Here is a 15209-nt window from a genome sequence, read left to right as displayed (position 1 = left end):
AAGCCAGTGATTGAAAAAGTACTGTTTACAGATTTTGTTATTCAATAGGTAAAACGTGACCGATCTATTAAGCCAAGACGAAATTGATGCGCTATTGCATGGGGTTGACGATGTTGATGACGTCGATGAACCGATAGAAAACGACACTGAGGGTGCCGTCAATTTTGATTTCTCGTCGCAAGACAGAATCGTACGTGGTCGAATGCCGACGCTCGAACTTATCAACGAGCGCTTTGCACGGCACATGCGTATTAGTCTGTTTAATATGCTGCGTAAAACGGCAGAGGTGTCGATCAATGGCGTGCAGATGATGAAGTTTGGTGAATACCAGAACACATTGTACGTGCCAACCAGTTTGAACATGGTGCGTTTTCGTCCGTTAAAAGGCACTGCGTTGATCACCATGGAGGCTCGTTTAGTCTTTATTCTGGTAGAAAACTTCTTTGGCGGTGATGGTCGATTCCACGCCAAAATCGAAGGCCGCGAATTTACCCCAACGGAACGCCGCATCATTCAGTTGTTACTGAAAATTGTATTTGAAGATTATAAAGAAGCGTGGTCGCCAGTGATGGGGGTAGAGTTCGAATATCTCGACTCTGAAGTAAACCCAAGCATGGCAAACATTGTCAGCCCGACAGAAGTGATTGTCGTGAGTTCCTTCCATATAGAAGTTGACGGCGGTGGCGGCGATTTTCATGTCGTTATGCCTTACTCCATGGTTGAGCCTATCCGTGAACTATTGGATGCAGGTGTTCAGTCCGACAAGATGGAAACGGACGTTCGCTGGAGCTCAGCACTACGTGAAGAGATCATGGATTGTCCGGTTAACTTCCGCGTGAACTTGCTCGAAAAAGACATTTCTTTGCGTGATCTCATGGAGCTGCAACCGGGCGATATCATCCCGATTGAAATGCCAGAACATGCGACGATGTTTGTGGAAGACCTACCGACCTATCGCGTAAAAATGGGTCGATCGGAAGACAAATTAGCGGTGCAAATTTCTGAGGAAATTGAGCGCCCACATGTCGTCAAAACAGATTTAGCTTTCTTAGGTAAAGACATCATGTCCGAGCTTGAGAGTGAAGACGATATAGACCATTAAGATACCTTATTAAACAGACATGCTATGGCATGAGTTAGGCGTAACACAGGATAGAAAAATGGAACCAAGTGACGATCAAAAGCTAGCAGACGAATGGGCAGCCGCTCTTGGCGAAGACCCGTCTGCCCCTTCTGTAGACGTAGATGAAGTATTGGCTGCGCCACTGGAAGAGCTAAAAGACACTTCAAGCCCAATTAGCGAAGATGAGCGTCGTAAACTCGACACTATTATGGATATCCCGGTGACGATTTCGATGGAAGTCGGTCGTTCTCAAATTAGCATTCGGAACCTGTTGCAGCTTAACCAAGGTTCGGTTGTTGAGTTGGATCGTCTAGCCGGTGAGTCGCTCGACGTATTGGTTAACGGTACTTTGATTGCTCACGGCGAAGTCGTGGTCGTCAACGATAAGTTTGGTATCCGTTTGACGGATGTGATCAGCCAAACTGAACGAATTAAGAAGCTGCGTTAAGATGAGTCGTTCAATCAAAATGCGATTGAAGCAAATCACTGGAGCACTGAGCTTAATGCTAAGTGCTCCTTATGCATTTGCTGCCGCACCAAATAATCTGGATCTTGCGACGACACTTGGCTCGCTTGTGCTTGTAATCGGCGTGATTCTTTTGCTGGCTTGGTTGCTGAAACGTATGCAAGTGCCAGCGATGGGACAACAAAAGGGCTTGCGTATAGTGAGTCAGTTGCCAGTGGGTACAAAAGAAAGAATCGCAGTAGTTCAAGTGGGTGAAGAACAGTTTTTGGTTGGGATTACTAGCCAATCGATCCAAACTTTAGCCAAGTTAGATAAGCCACTGAAAGAGGAAGAGTTGGCGACCAATGCTTTTGCGACTCAATTTAGCCAGCTGATCAAAAAACATGACAAAGGGTAATCCAATTCGTTTGCTCCTGAGTACGTTGTTACTTTTTGTCGGCGTGCTGTTTTCTTCATTTACCTTTGCTGAAGCAGAGGAGTCAGCGCTGCCAGATAACTTAGCCGATGGAAGTGGTGTTACAGTTCAGGCTATGCAAAGTGATACTGGTGCTAGCCGTGCTATGTCCGTTTCTAGTGGCGGTGGTATTCCAGCATTCACCATGACCACGAACCCTGATGGCAGTGAAGACTACTCGGTTACACTACAAATTTTAGCGTTAATGACCATGCTTGGCTTCTTGCCTGCCATGGTGATTCTGATGACCTCGTTCACTCGAATTGTGGTGGTGATGTCGATATTGCGTCAGGCAATGGGTTTGCAACAAACGCCTTCTAATCAGGTCATTATTGGTATTGCGCTGTTTTTGACCTTTTTTGTTATGTCTCCTGTCCTGAACGAAATCAACGACAAAGCTGTTCAGCCTTATTTGAACGAGCAAGTTACGGCGCGAGAAGCGTTTGATGCTGCACAAGCGCCAATGAAAGCATTTATGCTTAAGCAGACCCGAATCAAAGATTTGGAGACGTTCGTAACCATGTCAGGAGAGCAAGTCGAGAATCCAGAAGATGTGTCGATGGCGGTGTTGATTCCGGCTTTTATCACCTCAGAGCTAAAAACTGCATTCCAAATTGGCTTTATGCTCTTCTTGCCGTTTTTGATTATTGACCTTGTAGTCGCTTCGGTACTGATGGCAATGGGTATGATGATGTTGTCACCAATGATTGTTTCGTTGCCGTTCAAGTTGATGTTGTTCGTATTGGTCGATGGTTGGAACTTGATACTCTCGACACTCGCGGGCAGCTTTGCCCTTTAGATAAGCGCAGATAGAGGATAAGACATGACACCAGAAATGTTTGTCGAGCTTTTCCGTGAAGCACTTTGGATGGTGCTTATCATGGTCTGCGCTATTATCATCCCAAGCTTGCTTATCGGCCTTGTAGTCGCGATTTTTCAAGCTGCGACATCCATCAACGAACAAACATTGAGCTTCTTACCGCGTTTGATTGTCACGCTTTTGGCCCTGATGCTGTTTGGGCATTGGATGACGCAAATGTTGATGGAATATTTCTATGGCTTGATTGAACGCTTACCTCAGGTGCTTTATTAGAGGCGCCTATGGAGTACCCCACTAGCGTTGTCTTAGATTGGATCGCAAACTACTTCTGGCCCTATGTTCGTATCTCATCCATGTTGATGGTGATGACAGTAACCGGGGCCCGATTTGTTTCGCCAAGAATCCGCCTTTACCTCGGTTTAGCCATCACTTTCGCTGTCATGCCAGCTATCCCCGCCGTACCTCAAGACATTGAGCTACTCTCGTTTCGTGGCTTCATGACCATTGCCGAGCAAATGATCATCGGCATAGCGATGGGTATGGTTACTCAATTTATGATTCAAACCTTTGTCCTGCTGGGTCAAATATTGGGTATGCAATCAAGTTTGGGCTTTGCTTCTATGGTCGATCCCGCAAATGGTCAGAACACGCCATTGCTTGGTCAGTTATTCATGTTCTTAACGACAATGTTTTTCCTTGCCACCGATGGACACTTAAAAATGCTGCAATTGGTGGTGTTCAGTTTTAAAACTTTGCCGATTGGCTCCGGCTCGCTCAACGCGGTTGATTTCCGTGAAATGGCAGGCTGGCTTGGTATTATGTTCCAAACGGCATTGAGTATGTCTCTATCCGGCATTATTGCACTACTGACCATTAACTTGTCGTTTGGTGTAATGACCCGTGCCGCACCACAGCTGAATATCTTCTCGCTTGGTTTTGCTTTTGCTTTGATGGTGGGTCTATTACTTTGTTGGTACATACTGGCTGGTCTATACAGTCATTATGAAATGTTCTGGACAGTGGGTGAGGCGCAGATTTGTCGGCTCATTCGCTTGGAGTGCTAAGATTTGGCAGAATCAGACGGTCAGGAACGCACCGAAGAAGCCACGCCCCGACGGTTACAACAAGCCAGAGAAAAGGGGCAGGTCGCTCGATCTAAAGAGCTTGCATCAGCATCTGTGCTGATCGTTGGCGCCATTTCATTGATGTGGTTTGGCGAGGCGTTAGCACGTTCATTGTTTTCCATCATGAGCCGTTTATTTGATCTTCAACGAGAAGAGATTTTCGATACTGCAAAACTGTTTGATATCGCTTTGGGCGCGATGAGTGATTTGTTGTTCCCACTATTTTTGGTGTTAGCGACATTGTTTACCGCCGCCGTGATTGGAGCAGCAGGTGTGGGAGGAATCAGTTTTTCTGCCCAAGCGGCCATGCCCAAGCTGTCGAAAATGAATCCGCTTAGCGGCTTAAAGCGAATGGTTGGCATGCAAAGCTGGGTAGAGTTGATCAAATCAATCCTTAAAGTGGTTCTGGTCACTGGTGTCGCCATCTATTTGATCCAAGCATCACAGGCCGATCTGATTCAATTGAGCATGGATGTGTATCCGCAAAACATCTTCCATGCTTTAGATATTTTGCTGAACTTTATTTTGCTGATCAGTTGCTCGCTATTGATTGTGGTTGCCATCGATATTCCATTTCAAATTTGGCAGCACGCCGATCAGTTAAAAATGACCAAGCAAGAAGTCAAAGACGAATACAAAGAGACTGAAGGTAAGCCGGAAGTGAAAGGCCGTATTCGTATGTTGCAAAGGGAAGCGGCTCAACGTCGAATGATGGCGGACGTTCCTCAAGCTGATGTTATTGTTACTAACCCAGAGCACTTCTCGGTAGCGCTTCGTTATAAACAGAAGACAGACCGTGCGCCAGTCGTGATCGCTAAAGGTACTGACCACATGGCGATGAAGATTCGAGAAGTCGCCCGCGAACATGACATTACGATTGTGCCCGCACCACCTTTGGCTCGTGCGTTGTATCACACGACAGAGCTCGAGCAAGAGATCCCCGATGGGTTATTTACTGCCGTCGCTCAGGTTTTGGCATTTGTATTCCAATTGAAGCAATACCGAAAACGAGGTGGACAGCGCCCGAAAATTCAAGATTATGATTTGCCAATCCCGCCCGAGCACCGTCATTGATACGAAAAGCGGTAAAGCCTTAAAAAAGCTCGTTTGATCAAAAGCTAAGCTCTATTTGAGTGTTTAGTCATTATTTTGGCGCTAATTATGGTACATAGATTGCTTAAAACGCTTTAATTATCAACCCTACCTAAACTTTTAGGCTAAAGCGGTCGCGTATTAATAGTAAGAGCTTACGTGACGCTTCAATCGATTGAGATCTCTCGCAGTATGAAGTTAAGCCTGCCGTTTGCAGATAAATTGCCACGAATCCCTCAACGTGAAATGCCAGCTATTGGTGCTCCGGTGATGGTTTTGGCCACCCTAGCGATGGTGGTACTGCCGATTCCAGCATTTTTGCTGGATATGTTCTTCACCTTTAACATCGCGCTGTCGATGGTGGTGTTGTTAGTGACCGTTTACACACGTCGCCCTTTGGACTTCGCTGCTTTTCCAACGGTATTGCTGATCGCCACGTTGCTCCGCTTGGCTTTGAACGTTGCCTCGACTCGTGTCGTCTTACTGCATGGTCATGAAGGCGGTAATGCGGCAGGTAACGTAATTGAGGCGTTCGGTAACGTCGTTATTGGTGGTAACTACGCGGTCGGCCTAGTGGTTTTCCTCATCTTAATGATCATCAACTTTATGGTGGTGACCAAAGGTGCGGGTCGTATCTCTGAGGTAAGTGCTCGCTTTACGCTTGATGCGTTGCCGGGTAAGCAAATGGCGATTGATGCGGACTTGAATGCCGGATTGATAGACCAAGAGCAGGCAAGAGTTCGTCGTTTTGAAGTGACCAAAGAAGCGGATTTCTATGGCTCGATGGATGGTGCCTCGAAGTTCGTAAAAGGTGACGCGATTGCCGGTATTTTGATTCTGTTTATCAACATCGTCGGCGGTCTGTCGATCGGTATGGCGCAATATGGATTGGGTTTCGGTGAAGCGATTGAAATCTATACCTTACTGACAATCGGTGATGGTTTGGTCGCACAAATCCCATCGCTATTGCTGTCAATTGCAGCGGCAATGATGGTGACACGCCAAAACACCGATGAAGACATGGGTGAACAACTGGTTTTCCAGATGTTCGACAACCCAAAAGCGCTGATGATTACTGCGGCTATTCTTGGTGTGATGGGCATCGTACCGGGCATGCCACACTTTGCGTTTTTGAGCCTGGCAGTCGCGGCCGGTGCAGCGGCATATTTCATCGACAAACGGCAGAAGCAGAAAGCGAAAGAGCCCGCTTTACCAGCAACAGCAGACGAAGGTACAGAACCTTCCTCACAGCGCGAACTGTCTTGGGATGACGTCCAGCCAGTCGATATTATTGGCTTGGAAGTAGGTTATCGCTTAATCCCTTTGGTGGACAGAGACCAAGGTGGGGAACTGTTAGAGCGCGTAAAAGGCGTGCGTAAAAAGTTATCGCAAGATTTTGGGTTCCTAATTCCAGCGGTTCATATTCGTGACAATCTTGAGCTGACCCCAAACAGTTACCGAATTACATTGATGGGGGTTGCGGTGGGCGAAGCAGAGATTCGTCCGGATCAAGAGTTAGCGATTAACCCAGGTCAGGTGTATGGCATGATTGATGGTGAGCCAACCATTGACCCTGCTTTTGGACTGGAAGCCGTATGGATCCGAGAAGATCAGCGTGAGCACGCGCAAGCCTTAGGTTATACGGTGGTTGATTCATCAACGGTATTAGCGACGCACCTAAGCCAGCTATTGACCAACAACGCATCACAGCTAATTGGCCATGAAGAAGTAGAGAATTTATTAGAAATGTTGGGACGCAGCGCGCCTAAGTTGGTCGAGAACTTTGTTCCTGACCAATTACCATTAGGTGTGGTGGTGAAAGTCCTACAAAACTTGTTAAACGAGGCCATTCCAATCCGCGATATTCGCACGATTGTTCAAACTTTGGCTGAGTACTCAAGTAAGAGTCAAGAAGCTGACATATTGACGGCAGCAGTTCGAATTAGTCTTAAACGTCTAATTGTTCAAGAAATCAATGGTATAGAGCCTGAGTTACCAGTGATCACTTTAATACCCGAACTGGAACAAATATTGCATCAAACTATGCAAGCATCAGGAGGCGAATCCGCGGGGATTGAACCGGGACTCGCTGAGCGATTGCAGTCTTCACTAAGCCAAGCGACACAGGAACAAGAACTGAAAGGCGAACCTGCCGTTCTGCTTACTTCTGGTGTATTACGCTCGACGTTGGCGAAATTTGTGAAGAACACAATACCTAATCTCCGGGTACTGTCTTACCAAGAAATCCCGGATGAAAAACAGATCAGAATTGTGCAAGCCGTGGGTAACTGATCTCACGCATCATTAATGGATTCATAGTTTGAAAATAAAGCGATTTTTTGCCAAAGACATGAGAACGGCGCTGCTCCAAGTGAAAGAGGAGTTAGGCGCGGAAGCTGTGATCATGTCAAACAAGAAAGTGGCTGGTGGAGTAGCGATTGTTGCGGCGATAGATAGTGAATCTAATCCGCCTCAAGCAAGCGCAGCGTCACAGCAAAATCGCGGTGCTTCTCAATCGAATCGCTATAACGAACATCGTCAAATGTCATCGTCTTCTGCTGATCGTTACCAAGATCGTCATTTAGATGAAGATAAAATTAGCCTGAACAGTAATAACAGTAACAATGAAAAAACAGGCTCAATGACGCAGCGATTCGCTAATATGCTTAAGCAATATAGCGGTGGTGCAGCAGATGCTGACGATCACGTAGCGGAAAATGAAGATTCGCTCTCTGCTTTGCTGCAACGCCAAAATAAGCATCGCGACGGCTACAACCAAGAAAAGCCAGCGCCATATCAACCAGATTCACCTTTGGCGAAGCTAATCGCACAGGACAATCGATTTGAACGTCCGACGCCCAAGCTGGATCCGACGCGATATGACCGACGTCGCCCAAGTGATGAGCGTGACGAATCGGCCGATGAGCTAGAAAGCATGCGCGAAGAGATGACGTCAATTCGTCGTCTGTTGGAGCACCAAGTTTCTGGCCTGATGTGGCAAGAAGTAGAACGCCGTGAGCCGCTAAGAGCGATGCTGATTAAGCGCTTAGAGCGAATGGGCGTTTCTCCGGAGTTAGCAGACCAGATGGCCTGTTATATTCCGGAAGATACAAAGCCAGCGCGAGCGTGGAAAGCGTTATTGTCGCTGGTGGCGGATCAAATCAATATTCCTAAACAGGACATTTTAAAACGTGGTGGCGTAGTCGCATTGTTGGGTCCGACTGGGGTTGGGAAAACAACAACCGTAGCGAAACTCGCAGCACGCGCAGCCATGGAATACGGTGCCGACAATGTGGCCCTTGTGACAACAGATACATATCGCATAGGTGCACATGAGCAACTCTCAATTTACGGAAGAATCATGGGTTGTCCCGTAAGAGTTGCTAAAGATTCTAACGAGTTAGCCGATGTTATATATCAGCTAAGAAACAGAAGACTGATTTTGGTCGATACGGCAGGGATGGGGCAACGAGATGTGAGGCTTTCCGAGCAGCTCGACACTCTAATGCAAGAGAGCGGAGAAGTGATTCACAGCTACCTTGTTTTGCCGGCTACCGCACAACGTCGTGTTCTACAAGAAACGCTGGATCACTTCCGACGTATACCACTTTCGGGTTGTATTATGACGAAGCTTGATGAGTCATTAAGCCTAGGCGAATTCATCAGTGTAGTGATTCAAAACGCAATGCCAGTAGCTTACATCGCTAATGGCCAGCGCGTACCAGAAGACATTGTGATAGCGCAACCAAAATATATGCTTGCGAAAGCAAATGAACTGTTAGAGAAGTCGACAGAGAACGAACCTCACTTTTGGAACAGTGACAGTGAAGGACTCTAAGGCGGCGGACTACTATGACTGAGAATATGATACACGATCAAGCAAGCGGCCTCCGTCGCTTAACACAACCATCGTTGACCAAAGTGATTGCTGTTACTGGCGGCAAAGGTGGTGTGGGGAAATCAAACGTAACACTGGGTCTGGCGATTTGTATGGCTCGCCAAGGCAAGAAGGTGATGGTTCTCGACGCTGATTTAGGTCTGGCCAATGTGGACGTGATGCTCGGAATTCGTGCAAAACGTAATCTAGGACATGTCTTAGCGGGTGAATGTGAGCTAAAAGATGCGATTGTCGAAGGGCCTTATGGTATAAAGATAATTCCTGCAACTTCTGGCACACAGAGCATGACAGAGCTTTCTCACGCTCAGCATGCCGGACTCATCCGAGCATTTGGTAGTCTTGAAGACGAAATGGATGTCCTGCTGATTGATACCGCTGCTGGTATCTCTGACATGGTAATCAGTTTTTCGCGAGCAGCTCAAGATGTGGTTGTAGTTGTGTGTGATGAACCGACGTCAATCACAGATGCCTATGCATTAATCAAGCTGTTGAGTAAAGAACACCAAGTTCAACGCTTTAAAGTTGTAGCAAATATGGTCAGAAGCTACCGTGAAGGGCGAGAATTGTTTGCAAAGTTGACACTAGTCACAGAGCGATTCTTGAATGTTAGCCTTGAACTCGTAGCATGTATTCCATTAGATGATAAAGTACGACAGGCTGTAAAAAGACAAAAAATTGTCGTTGATGCGTTCCCACGCTCGCCTGCCGCTTTAGCTATCAGCTCACTAGCAAACAAAGCGTTGACGTGGCCACTACCGAAAACACCAAGTGGACACTTGGAATTTTTTGTGGAAAGGTTGCTAAATCGTACCGAATTCGCAGAGGACCCTTTTGGTGAATAAAGCGATAACCTATGACCAACATGGCAAATTTAATAGCCAGCAGGCGTTCATTGAACGTTATTCAGTGTTGGTTAAGCGCATTGCTCACCACCTACTAGGCCGTTTACCGCCGAGTGTTCAGGTAGAGGATTTAATTCAGGCCGGCATGATCGGTCTTATCGAAGCTCAGCAGAATTATGATGGTTCTAAAGGTGCGAGCTTTGAAACTTATGCAGGTATCCGTATTCGTGGCGCAATGTTAGATGACATGCGTAAAGGCGATTGGGTACCGCGTTCTGTTCATAAAAATAATCGAGAGATTAACCAAGCGATTGCGGAGCTGGAAGGCGAATTAAATCGAGATCCTACTGATTCTGAAGTAGCCACGCATCTCGGTATGACACTGGATCAATATCATAGTGCTCTTACCGATATCAACTGCTCAAAATTAGTCGGTATTGAAGATTTAGGCGTTTCTGATGATGTGATTTCACCGGCGGATGAAACCGATGACAGCAACCCATTCAAAGGGGTAGTTGATGAATCATTTCGAAAAGCACTGGTTGAATCAATAAAACAGCTTCCAGAGCGTGAAGCTTTGGTTCTTTCGCTTTATTATGATGAAGAACTCAATTTGAAAGAAATTGGCGATGTGTTAGGCGTAAGCGAATCTCGCGTAAGTCAAATACTGAGTCAAGCGATGCAACGTTTACGTACCAAGCTCAGTGCGTGGACACAAAATGACTAAAAACACTGATTTTACGATTCAGTGGAGGCAATTTTGAATAAAAACATGAAGATCCTTATTGTTGATGATTTCTCAACAATGCGCCGTATTGTTAAAAACCTGCTTCGTGACTTGGGTTTCAATAACACTCAAGAAGCGGACGATGGTTTAACCGCATTACCAATGCTGAAAAAAGGTGACTTCGATTTTGTTGTAACTGACTGGAACATGCCAGGTATGCAAGGCATCGATTTGCTTAAACACATCCGCGCGGATGCAGAACTTAAGCATCTGCCAGTTCTAATGATCACGGCTGAAGCGAAGCGTGAGCAGATCATTGAAGCTGCTCAAGCAGGTGTAAACGGCTACATTGTTAAGCCATTTACTGCTGCAACATTAAAAGAAAAATTAGATAAAATTTTCGAGCGTTTATAACTCTCTCTTTCTCTTTGTTATTCGAGTCATTCATACCAATTATTAAATACCTATTAAATGACTCGTTTAGCGTTTTCAAAGTGATAAGAAGAACTAAACGTAAAAGGGTCTATTCAGAATGATCTCACTAGAGCAGGCGAAGTCACTCGTTCAAATGCTAGAAAACGGGGAACAAGACCAAGCCAATATGCTTGTTGCCTCGATCTACGAAGGTGCCGATAACCCAATGCTGCAAGAAATTGGAGCGTTAACTCGAGACCTTCACGAATCACTCAAGCAGTTCAGTCTCGATCAGCGCATGACCGAAATTGCGAAAGACGAAATCCCTAACGCTAGGGATCGTCTCAATTATGTGATCGAGAAGACAGAGCTTGCAGCCAACAAAACAATGGATGCGGTCGACTGCTGCCTTCCTATCGCTGATAACCTGCATGATTGCCTTCTAAAAGTTCGTCCTCAATGGAATGAACTCATGCACGGGCGCATAGAATTAAGCGAATTTAAAGCACTGTGCCACCGAATTGACGGGCTATTAGTGCAAGTCGAAGGTGACAGCACTGAATTGCGCGGCCAATTGACCGAAATTCTCATGGCGCAAGACTTCCAAGACCTAACTGGCCAAATCATTCGCCGCGTAATTACGTTGGTTAATGAAGTTGAAGGCCGCTTAGTGGAAATCCTAACCGTATTCTCTGGAAATAAACTTGAAGAACACATTCAAGTTTTGTCAGAACCGGCAGATAAAAAGAATACACAAACAAGCGAAGCCGAAGGCCCGATTCTTCATCCAGAACTGAGAGAAGATGCGGTTTCATCGCAGGACGAAGTCGATGACTTGTTGTCCAGTCTTGGATTTTAAAGGTAACGTATGAGCTACGATTTAGACGAAGATATTCTTCAGGACTTTCTCATTGAGGCTGGGGAAATTCTCGAGCTGCTTTCTGAGCAGTTGGTTGAATTGGAAAATAACCCAGAAGACAAAGACTTACTTAATGCTATTTTCCGCGGGTTTCATACCGTAAAAGGCGGTGCCGGCTTCCTTTCATTGGCAGAGCTAGTCGATACTTGTCATGGTGCGGAGAACGTGTTCGACGTTTTACGAAACGGTCAACGCACGGTAACGCAAAACTTAATGGATACGATGCTAAAAGCCTTGGATACGGTTAATACCCAGTTCCAGGCTGTTCAAGATCGTGAGCCGTTAGAAGCTGCGGACCCTGAGCTTCTTGAAGAACTTCATCGTCTATGCAAACCTGAGTCAGAAGATGAAGTAGCGGCAACCGTAGTTGAAGAACCAGTGGCTACTCCAGAACCTATTATTCCCGAGCCTATCATCGAAGAACCTGCTGCACCGTCAGCACCATCAAGTGTCGGCTCTGTTGATGAAATTACCCAAGACGAATTCGAAAAGCTATTGGATGAGCTTCATGGTAAAGGTTCAGCGCCAGGCAACTCAATGTCTGCGACACCTACAACGCCATCTGAACCGCCTCAATCGAGTGCACCATCAGTTGAAAGTGGTGATATCACTGATGATGAGTTTGAACGTTTACTCGATGAACTGCACGGTGTAGGAAAAAGCCCTTCTACGGCAGAGGCTGCTGCATCTGTACCAGTAGAGCCACCTAAAGCGGCAGAGCCTTCCGCTCCAGTGGCATCTTCATCAAATCAAGACAGTGACTTAATGACGGACGAAGAGTTCGAAAAGTTACTCGATGAGCTACATGGTTCAGGTAAAGGTCCAACGCTAGAAGAATTGGACATGGCAACGAAGCCTGCTTCAGCAAACGTAGAGCAAAGCCCTGCGAAACCTGAGCCTGTTGCTAAGCCAGCACCTGTTCAAGCAGCGCCAGCACCAAAGCCAGAATCTAAACCAGTCGCGGTAAAAGAAGAAGCCAAAGCACCAGCGGTTAAAAAACCTCAGGCTGAAGCAACCGTTCGTGTTGATACCTCGACGCTTGATACCATCATGAACATGGTGGGTGAGCTCGTATTGGTGCGTAACCGTCTACTAAGCCTTGGTTTGAATAGCGACAACGAAGAGATGTCCAAAGCGGTCGCTAACCTTGATGTGGTAACTGCGGATCTACAAGGCGCGGTAATGAAAACGCGTATGCAGCCAATTAAGAAAGTGTTTGGCCGTTTCCCACGCGTTGTCCGTGACTTGGCTCGTAACCTAAATAAAGACATCGTGCTAGAAATGCGCGGTGAAGAAACCGATCTCGATAAAAACCTTGTAGAAGCATTGGCCGATCCGTTGATTCACTTGGTGCGTAACTCGGTTGATCACGGTATTGAAATGCCAGACGCACGCGCGAAGGCAGGCAAATCACGCACAGGTAAAGTGATTTTGTCAGCATCGCAAGAAGGGGACCATATTGAACTATCCATCGTAGATGATGGTGGCGGTATGGACCCGAACAAACTGCGTGGCATCGCGGTGAAGCGTGGCATGATGGATGAAGATGCGGCGGCACGTTTAACAGATAAAGAGTGCTTCAACCTTATCTTCGCACCTGGCTTCTCAAGTAAAGATAAAATTTCTGACATTTCTGGTCGTGGTGTGGGTATGGACGTGGTTAAGACGGCGATCAATACCTTAAACGGTTCAATCGATATCGATTCTGAGCTAGGCAAGGGCACTAAGATTACGATCAAAGTACCACTAACGTTAGCGATTTTACCGACTCTGATGGTTGGTGTTGGCGGTCATCCTTTTGCTCTACCACTGGCTTCGGTGAGTGAAATTTTCCACTTGGATCTTAGTCGTACAAACGTGGTAGATGGTCAGCTGACGATCATTGTGCGTGAGAAATCTATCCCACTATTTTACTTACAAAACTGGTTGGCATCCAAATCGCAAAACGTTCAAGAGCGTACTGGTCACGGTCACGTGGTGATTGTACAGATTGGTAACCAGCGCGTTGGTTTTGTTGTGGATACGCTTATTGGTCAAGAAGAAGTGGTTATTAAGCCACTCGATAATCTATTACAAGGCACTCCAGGTATGGCTGGTGCGACAATTACTAGCGATGGCCATATTGCATTAATTCTAGATGTGCCTGATTTACTTAAGCGATATGCTGCGGCTTCACGCCTTTAAGCAAAGCTGACGTTATTAAAAGGAATAAGATGGCGATTAAAGTACTAGTCGTTGATGATTCGAGTTTTTTCCGACGTCGCGTGAGCGAAATCATCAACTCAGAATCGCGCCTAGAAGTGATTGACGTTGCGGTAAATGGTAGAGAGGCGGTTGAGAAAGCCAAATCTCTCAAACCTGACGTCATCACGATGGATATTGAAATGCCAGTGATGGATGGCATTACAGCTGTACGTGAAATTATGGCCGCTGCTCCAACGCCAATTCTAATGTTTTCGTCCCTGACCCACGACGGGGCGAAAGCTACGCTTGATGCGCTAGATGCGGGCGCATTGGACTTCTTACCGAAAAAGTTTGAGGACATTGCGCGTAACCGTGAAGAAGCGGTGTCATTACTTCAACAGCGTGTGATTCAGATTGCCTCGAAGCGCGCTTTCATGCGTCGACCTATCGCTCGCCCAACAGCGAGTACCAGCACGACTACTCGACCATTAGGTTCAAGAACGGCTTCACCTGTGACTCCAACACCAACTCGACCTGCTGCGACAAAGTACCGTGCTTCTGGTAAGAAGTATCAACTGACGGCAATTGGCACATCAACAGGTGGCCCCGTTGCTCTACAAAAAATTCTGACGCGTTTGCCGATGAACTATCCGCATCCGATTGTATTGATTCAACACATGCCAGCAACGTTTACTGCTGCGTTTGCCAGTCGTTTGAACACCTTGTGTAAGATTCAAGTGAAAGAAGCACAAGATGGCGATGTGTTACAGCCCGGTGTGGCATACCTTGCACCAGGTGGGAAACAAATGATGGTGGATGGACGAGCGGGCGCTGCTCGTCTTCGCATTATTGATGGCGGCGATCGCATGAACTACAAACCATGTGTGGATGTGACTTTTGGTTCTGCCGCAAAAGTATATGGCGACAAAGTGCTCTCTTTAGTGTTGACAGGCATGGGTGCAGACGGTCGTGAGGGCGCTCGCATGTTGAAGTCTTCAGGCTCAACAATTTGGGCACAAGATGAAGAAAGTTGTGTTGTTTATGGCATGCCCCAAGCGGTTGCTAAAGCAGGCATTTCTTCAGAAGATTTACCGCTTGACCGCATTGCTGAACGCATGTTGGTGGAAGTTGGCCTAGCTTAGGATT

Annotated in this window: 15 protein-coding genes; all 15 read left to right on the top strand. The window is 46.5% G+C overall.

All coding sequences use genetic code 11. From position 1 onward, the window contains the following. Positions 1-55 precede the first annotated feature (55 nt). Positions 56-1102, top strand: coding sequence for a flagellar motor switch protein FliM (fliM, locus tag R7Q41_RS22820; RefSeq protein ID WP_005380478.1), 1047 nt, complete (start codon positions 56-58; stop codon positions 1100-1102). 58 nt (positions 1103-1160) lie between these two features. Next, complete coding sequence (gene fliN, locus R7Q41_RS22815; RefSeq protein WP_005380479.1) at positions 1161-1571, top strand: flagellar motor switch protein FliN; 411 nt, start codon at positions 1161-1163, stop codon at positions 1569-1571. Position 1572: 1 nt separating this feature from the next. After that, positions 1573-1986 (top strand): flagellar biosynthetic protein FliO, encoded by a 414-nt coding sequence (gene fliO, locus R7Q41_RS22810; RefSeq protein ID WP_005380480.1) that lies wholly within the window; start codon positions 1573-1575, stop codon positions 1984-1986. After that, on the top strand, positions 1973-2842 hold the full coding sequence (gene fliP / locus R7Q41_RS22805; RefSeq protein ID WP_005394311.1) for a flagellar type III secretion system pore protein FliP: 870 nt from the start codon (positions 1973-1975) through the stop codon (positions 2840-2842). The genes fliO and fliP overlap by 14 nt, the downstream gene beginning before the upstream one ends. Positions 2843-2866: 24 nt before the next feature. Beyond that, complete coding sequence (gene fliQ / locus R7Q41_RS22800) at positions 2867-3136, top strand: flagellar biosynthesis protein FliQ (protein WP_005380488.1); 270 nt, start codon at positions 2867-2869, stop codon at positions 3134-3136. Positions 3137-3144: 8 nt separating this feature from the next. Beyond that, complete coding sequence (fliR, locus tag R7Q41_RS22795; RefSeq protein ID WP_005384463.1) at positions 3145-3927, top strand: flagellar biosynthetic protein FliR; 783 nt, start codon at positions 3145-3147, stop codon at positions 3925-3927. A gap of 3 nt (positions 3928-3930) precedes the next feature. Next, positions 3931-5061, top strand: coding sequence for a flagellar biosynthesis protein FlhB (gene flhB / locus R7Q41_RS22790; protein WP_318108892.1), 1131 nt, complete (start codon positions 3931-3933; stop codon positions 5059-5061). A 210-nt stretch (positions 5062-5271) separates the two neighbouring features. Next, positions 5272-7371 (top strand): flagellar biosynthesis protein FlhA, encoded by a 2100-nt coding sequence (flhA, locus tag R7Q41_RS22785; RefSeq protein ID WP_025998722.1) that lies wholly within the window; start codon positions 5272-5274, stop codon positions 7369-7371. 28 nt (positions 7372-7399) lie between these two features. Then, entirely contained in the window at positions 7400-8917 is a 1518-nt protein-coding gene (gene flhF, locus R7Q41_RS22780; protein ID WP_017635950.1) for a flagellar biosynthesis protein FlhF, read from the top strand. Between the two features lie 14 nt (positions 8918-8931). Continuing rightward, positions 8932-9819 (top strand): MinD/ParA family protein, encoded by an 888-nt coding sequence (locus tag R7Q41_RS22775; RefSeq protein WP_005380498.1) that lies wholly within the window; start codon positions 8932-8934, stop codon positions 9817-9819. Further along, on the top strand, positions 9812-10546 hold the full coding sequence (locus tag R7Q41_RS22770; protein WP_005380499.1) for an RNA polymerase sigma factor FliA: 735 nt from the start codon (positions 9812-9814) through the stop codon (positions 10544-10546). The genes R7Q41_RS22775 and R7Q41_RS22770 overlap by 8 nt, the downstream gene beginning before the upstream one ends. 45 nt (positions 10547-10591) lie before the next feature. Then, on the top strand, positions 10592-10960 hold the full coding sequence (gene cheY, locus R7Q41_RS22765; RefSeq protein ID WP_017635949.1) for a chemotaxis response regulator CheY: 369 nt from the start codon (positions 10592-10594) through the stop codon (positions 10958-10960). A 118-nt stretch (positions 10961-11078) separates the two neighbouring features. Beyond that, positions 11079-11819 carry a protein phosphatase CheZ gene (locus tag R7Q41_RS22760; RefSeq protein WP_005380502.1) on the top strand — a complete coding sequence of 247 codons (741 nt, stop codon included), beginning with the start codon at positions 11079-11081 and terminating at the stop codon, positions 11817-11819. Positions 11820-11828: 9 nt separating this feature from the next. Then, the gene (locus tag R7Q41_RS22755) at positions 11829-14063 is read left to right on the top strand and encodes a chemotaxis protein CheA (RefSeq protein ID WP_186584733.1); all 2235 of its coding nucleotides are present in this window, start codon (positions 11829-11831) and stop codon (positions 14061-14063) included. Positions 14064-14092: 29 nt separating this feature from the next. Further along, positions 14093-15205, top strand: a complete 1113-nt coding sequence (locus tag R7Q41_RS22750) for a protein-glutamate methylesterase/protein-glutamine glutaminase (protein WP_005384458.1) — start codon at positions 14093-14095, stop codon at positions 15203-15205. The last annotated feature ends 4 nt before the right edge of the window (positions 15206-15209 follow it).

This window comes from Vibrio sp. 2096, from assembly GCF_033339595.1.
Classification (GTDB): Bacteria; Pseudomonadota; Gammaproteobacteria; order Enterobacterales; family Vibrionaceae; genus Vibrio; species Vibrio alginolyticus.
Note: the sequence above shows the minus strand (reverse complement) of the source record. Positions and strands in the feature narration are given on the sequence as shown.

Excerpts from the sequence above, each read along its gene's own strand:
- fliN (WP_005380479.1), top strand. The coding sequence starts at position 1,161 with ATGGAACCAAGTGACGATCAAAAGCTAGCAGACGAATGGGCAGCCGCT.
- fliO (WP_005380480.1), top strand. The coding sequence starts at position 1,573 with ATGAGTCGTTCAATCAAAATGCGATTGAAGCAAATCACTGGAGCACTG.
- fliP (WP_005394311.1), top strand. The coding sequence starts at position 1,973 with ATGACAAAGGGTAATCCAATTCGTTTGCTCCTGAGTACGTTGTTACTT.
- fliQ (WP_005380488.1), top strand. The coding sequence starts at position 2,867 with ATGACACCAGAAATGTTTGTCGAGCTTTTCCGTGAAGCACTTTGGATG.
- fliR (WP_005384463.1), top strand. The coding sequence starts at position 3,145 with ATGGAGTACCCCACTAGCGTTGTCTTAGATTGGATCGCAAACTACTTC.
- flhA (WP_025998722.1), top strand. The coding sequence starts at position 5,272 with ATGAAGTTAAGCCTGCCGTTTGCAGATAAATTGCCACGAATCCCTCAA.
- R7Q41_RS22775 (WP_005380498.1), top strand. The coding sequence starts at position 8,932 with ATGACTGAGAATATGATACACGATCAAGCAAGCGGCCTCCGTCGCTTA.
- cheY (WP_017635949.1), top strand. The coding sequence starts at position 10,592 with ATGAAGATCCTTATTGTTGATGATTTCTCAACAATGCGCCGTATTGTT.
- R7Q41_RS22760 (WP_005380502.1), top strand. The coding sequence starts at position 11,079 with ATGATCTCACTAGAGCAGGCGAAGTCACTCGTTCAAATGCTAGAAAAC.
- R7Q41_RS22755 (WP_186584733.1), top strand. The coding sequence starts at position 11,829 with ATGAGCTACGATTTAGACGAAGATATTCTTCAGGACTTTCTCATTGAG.
- R7Q41_RS22750 (WP_005384458.1), top strand. The coding sequence starts at position 14,093 with ATGGCGATTAAAGTACTAGTCGTTGATGATTCGAGTTTTTTCCGACGT.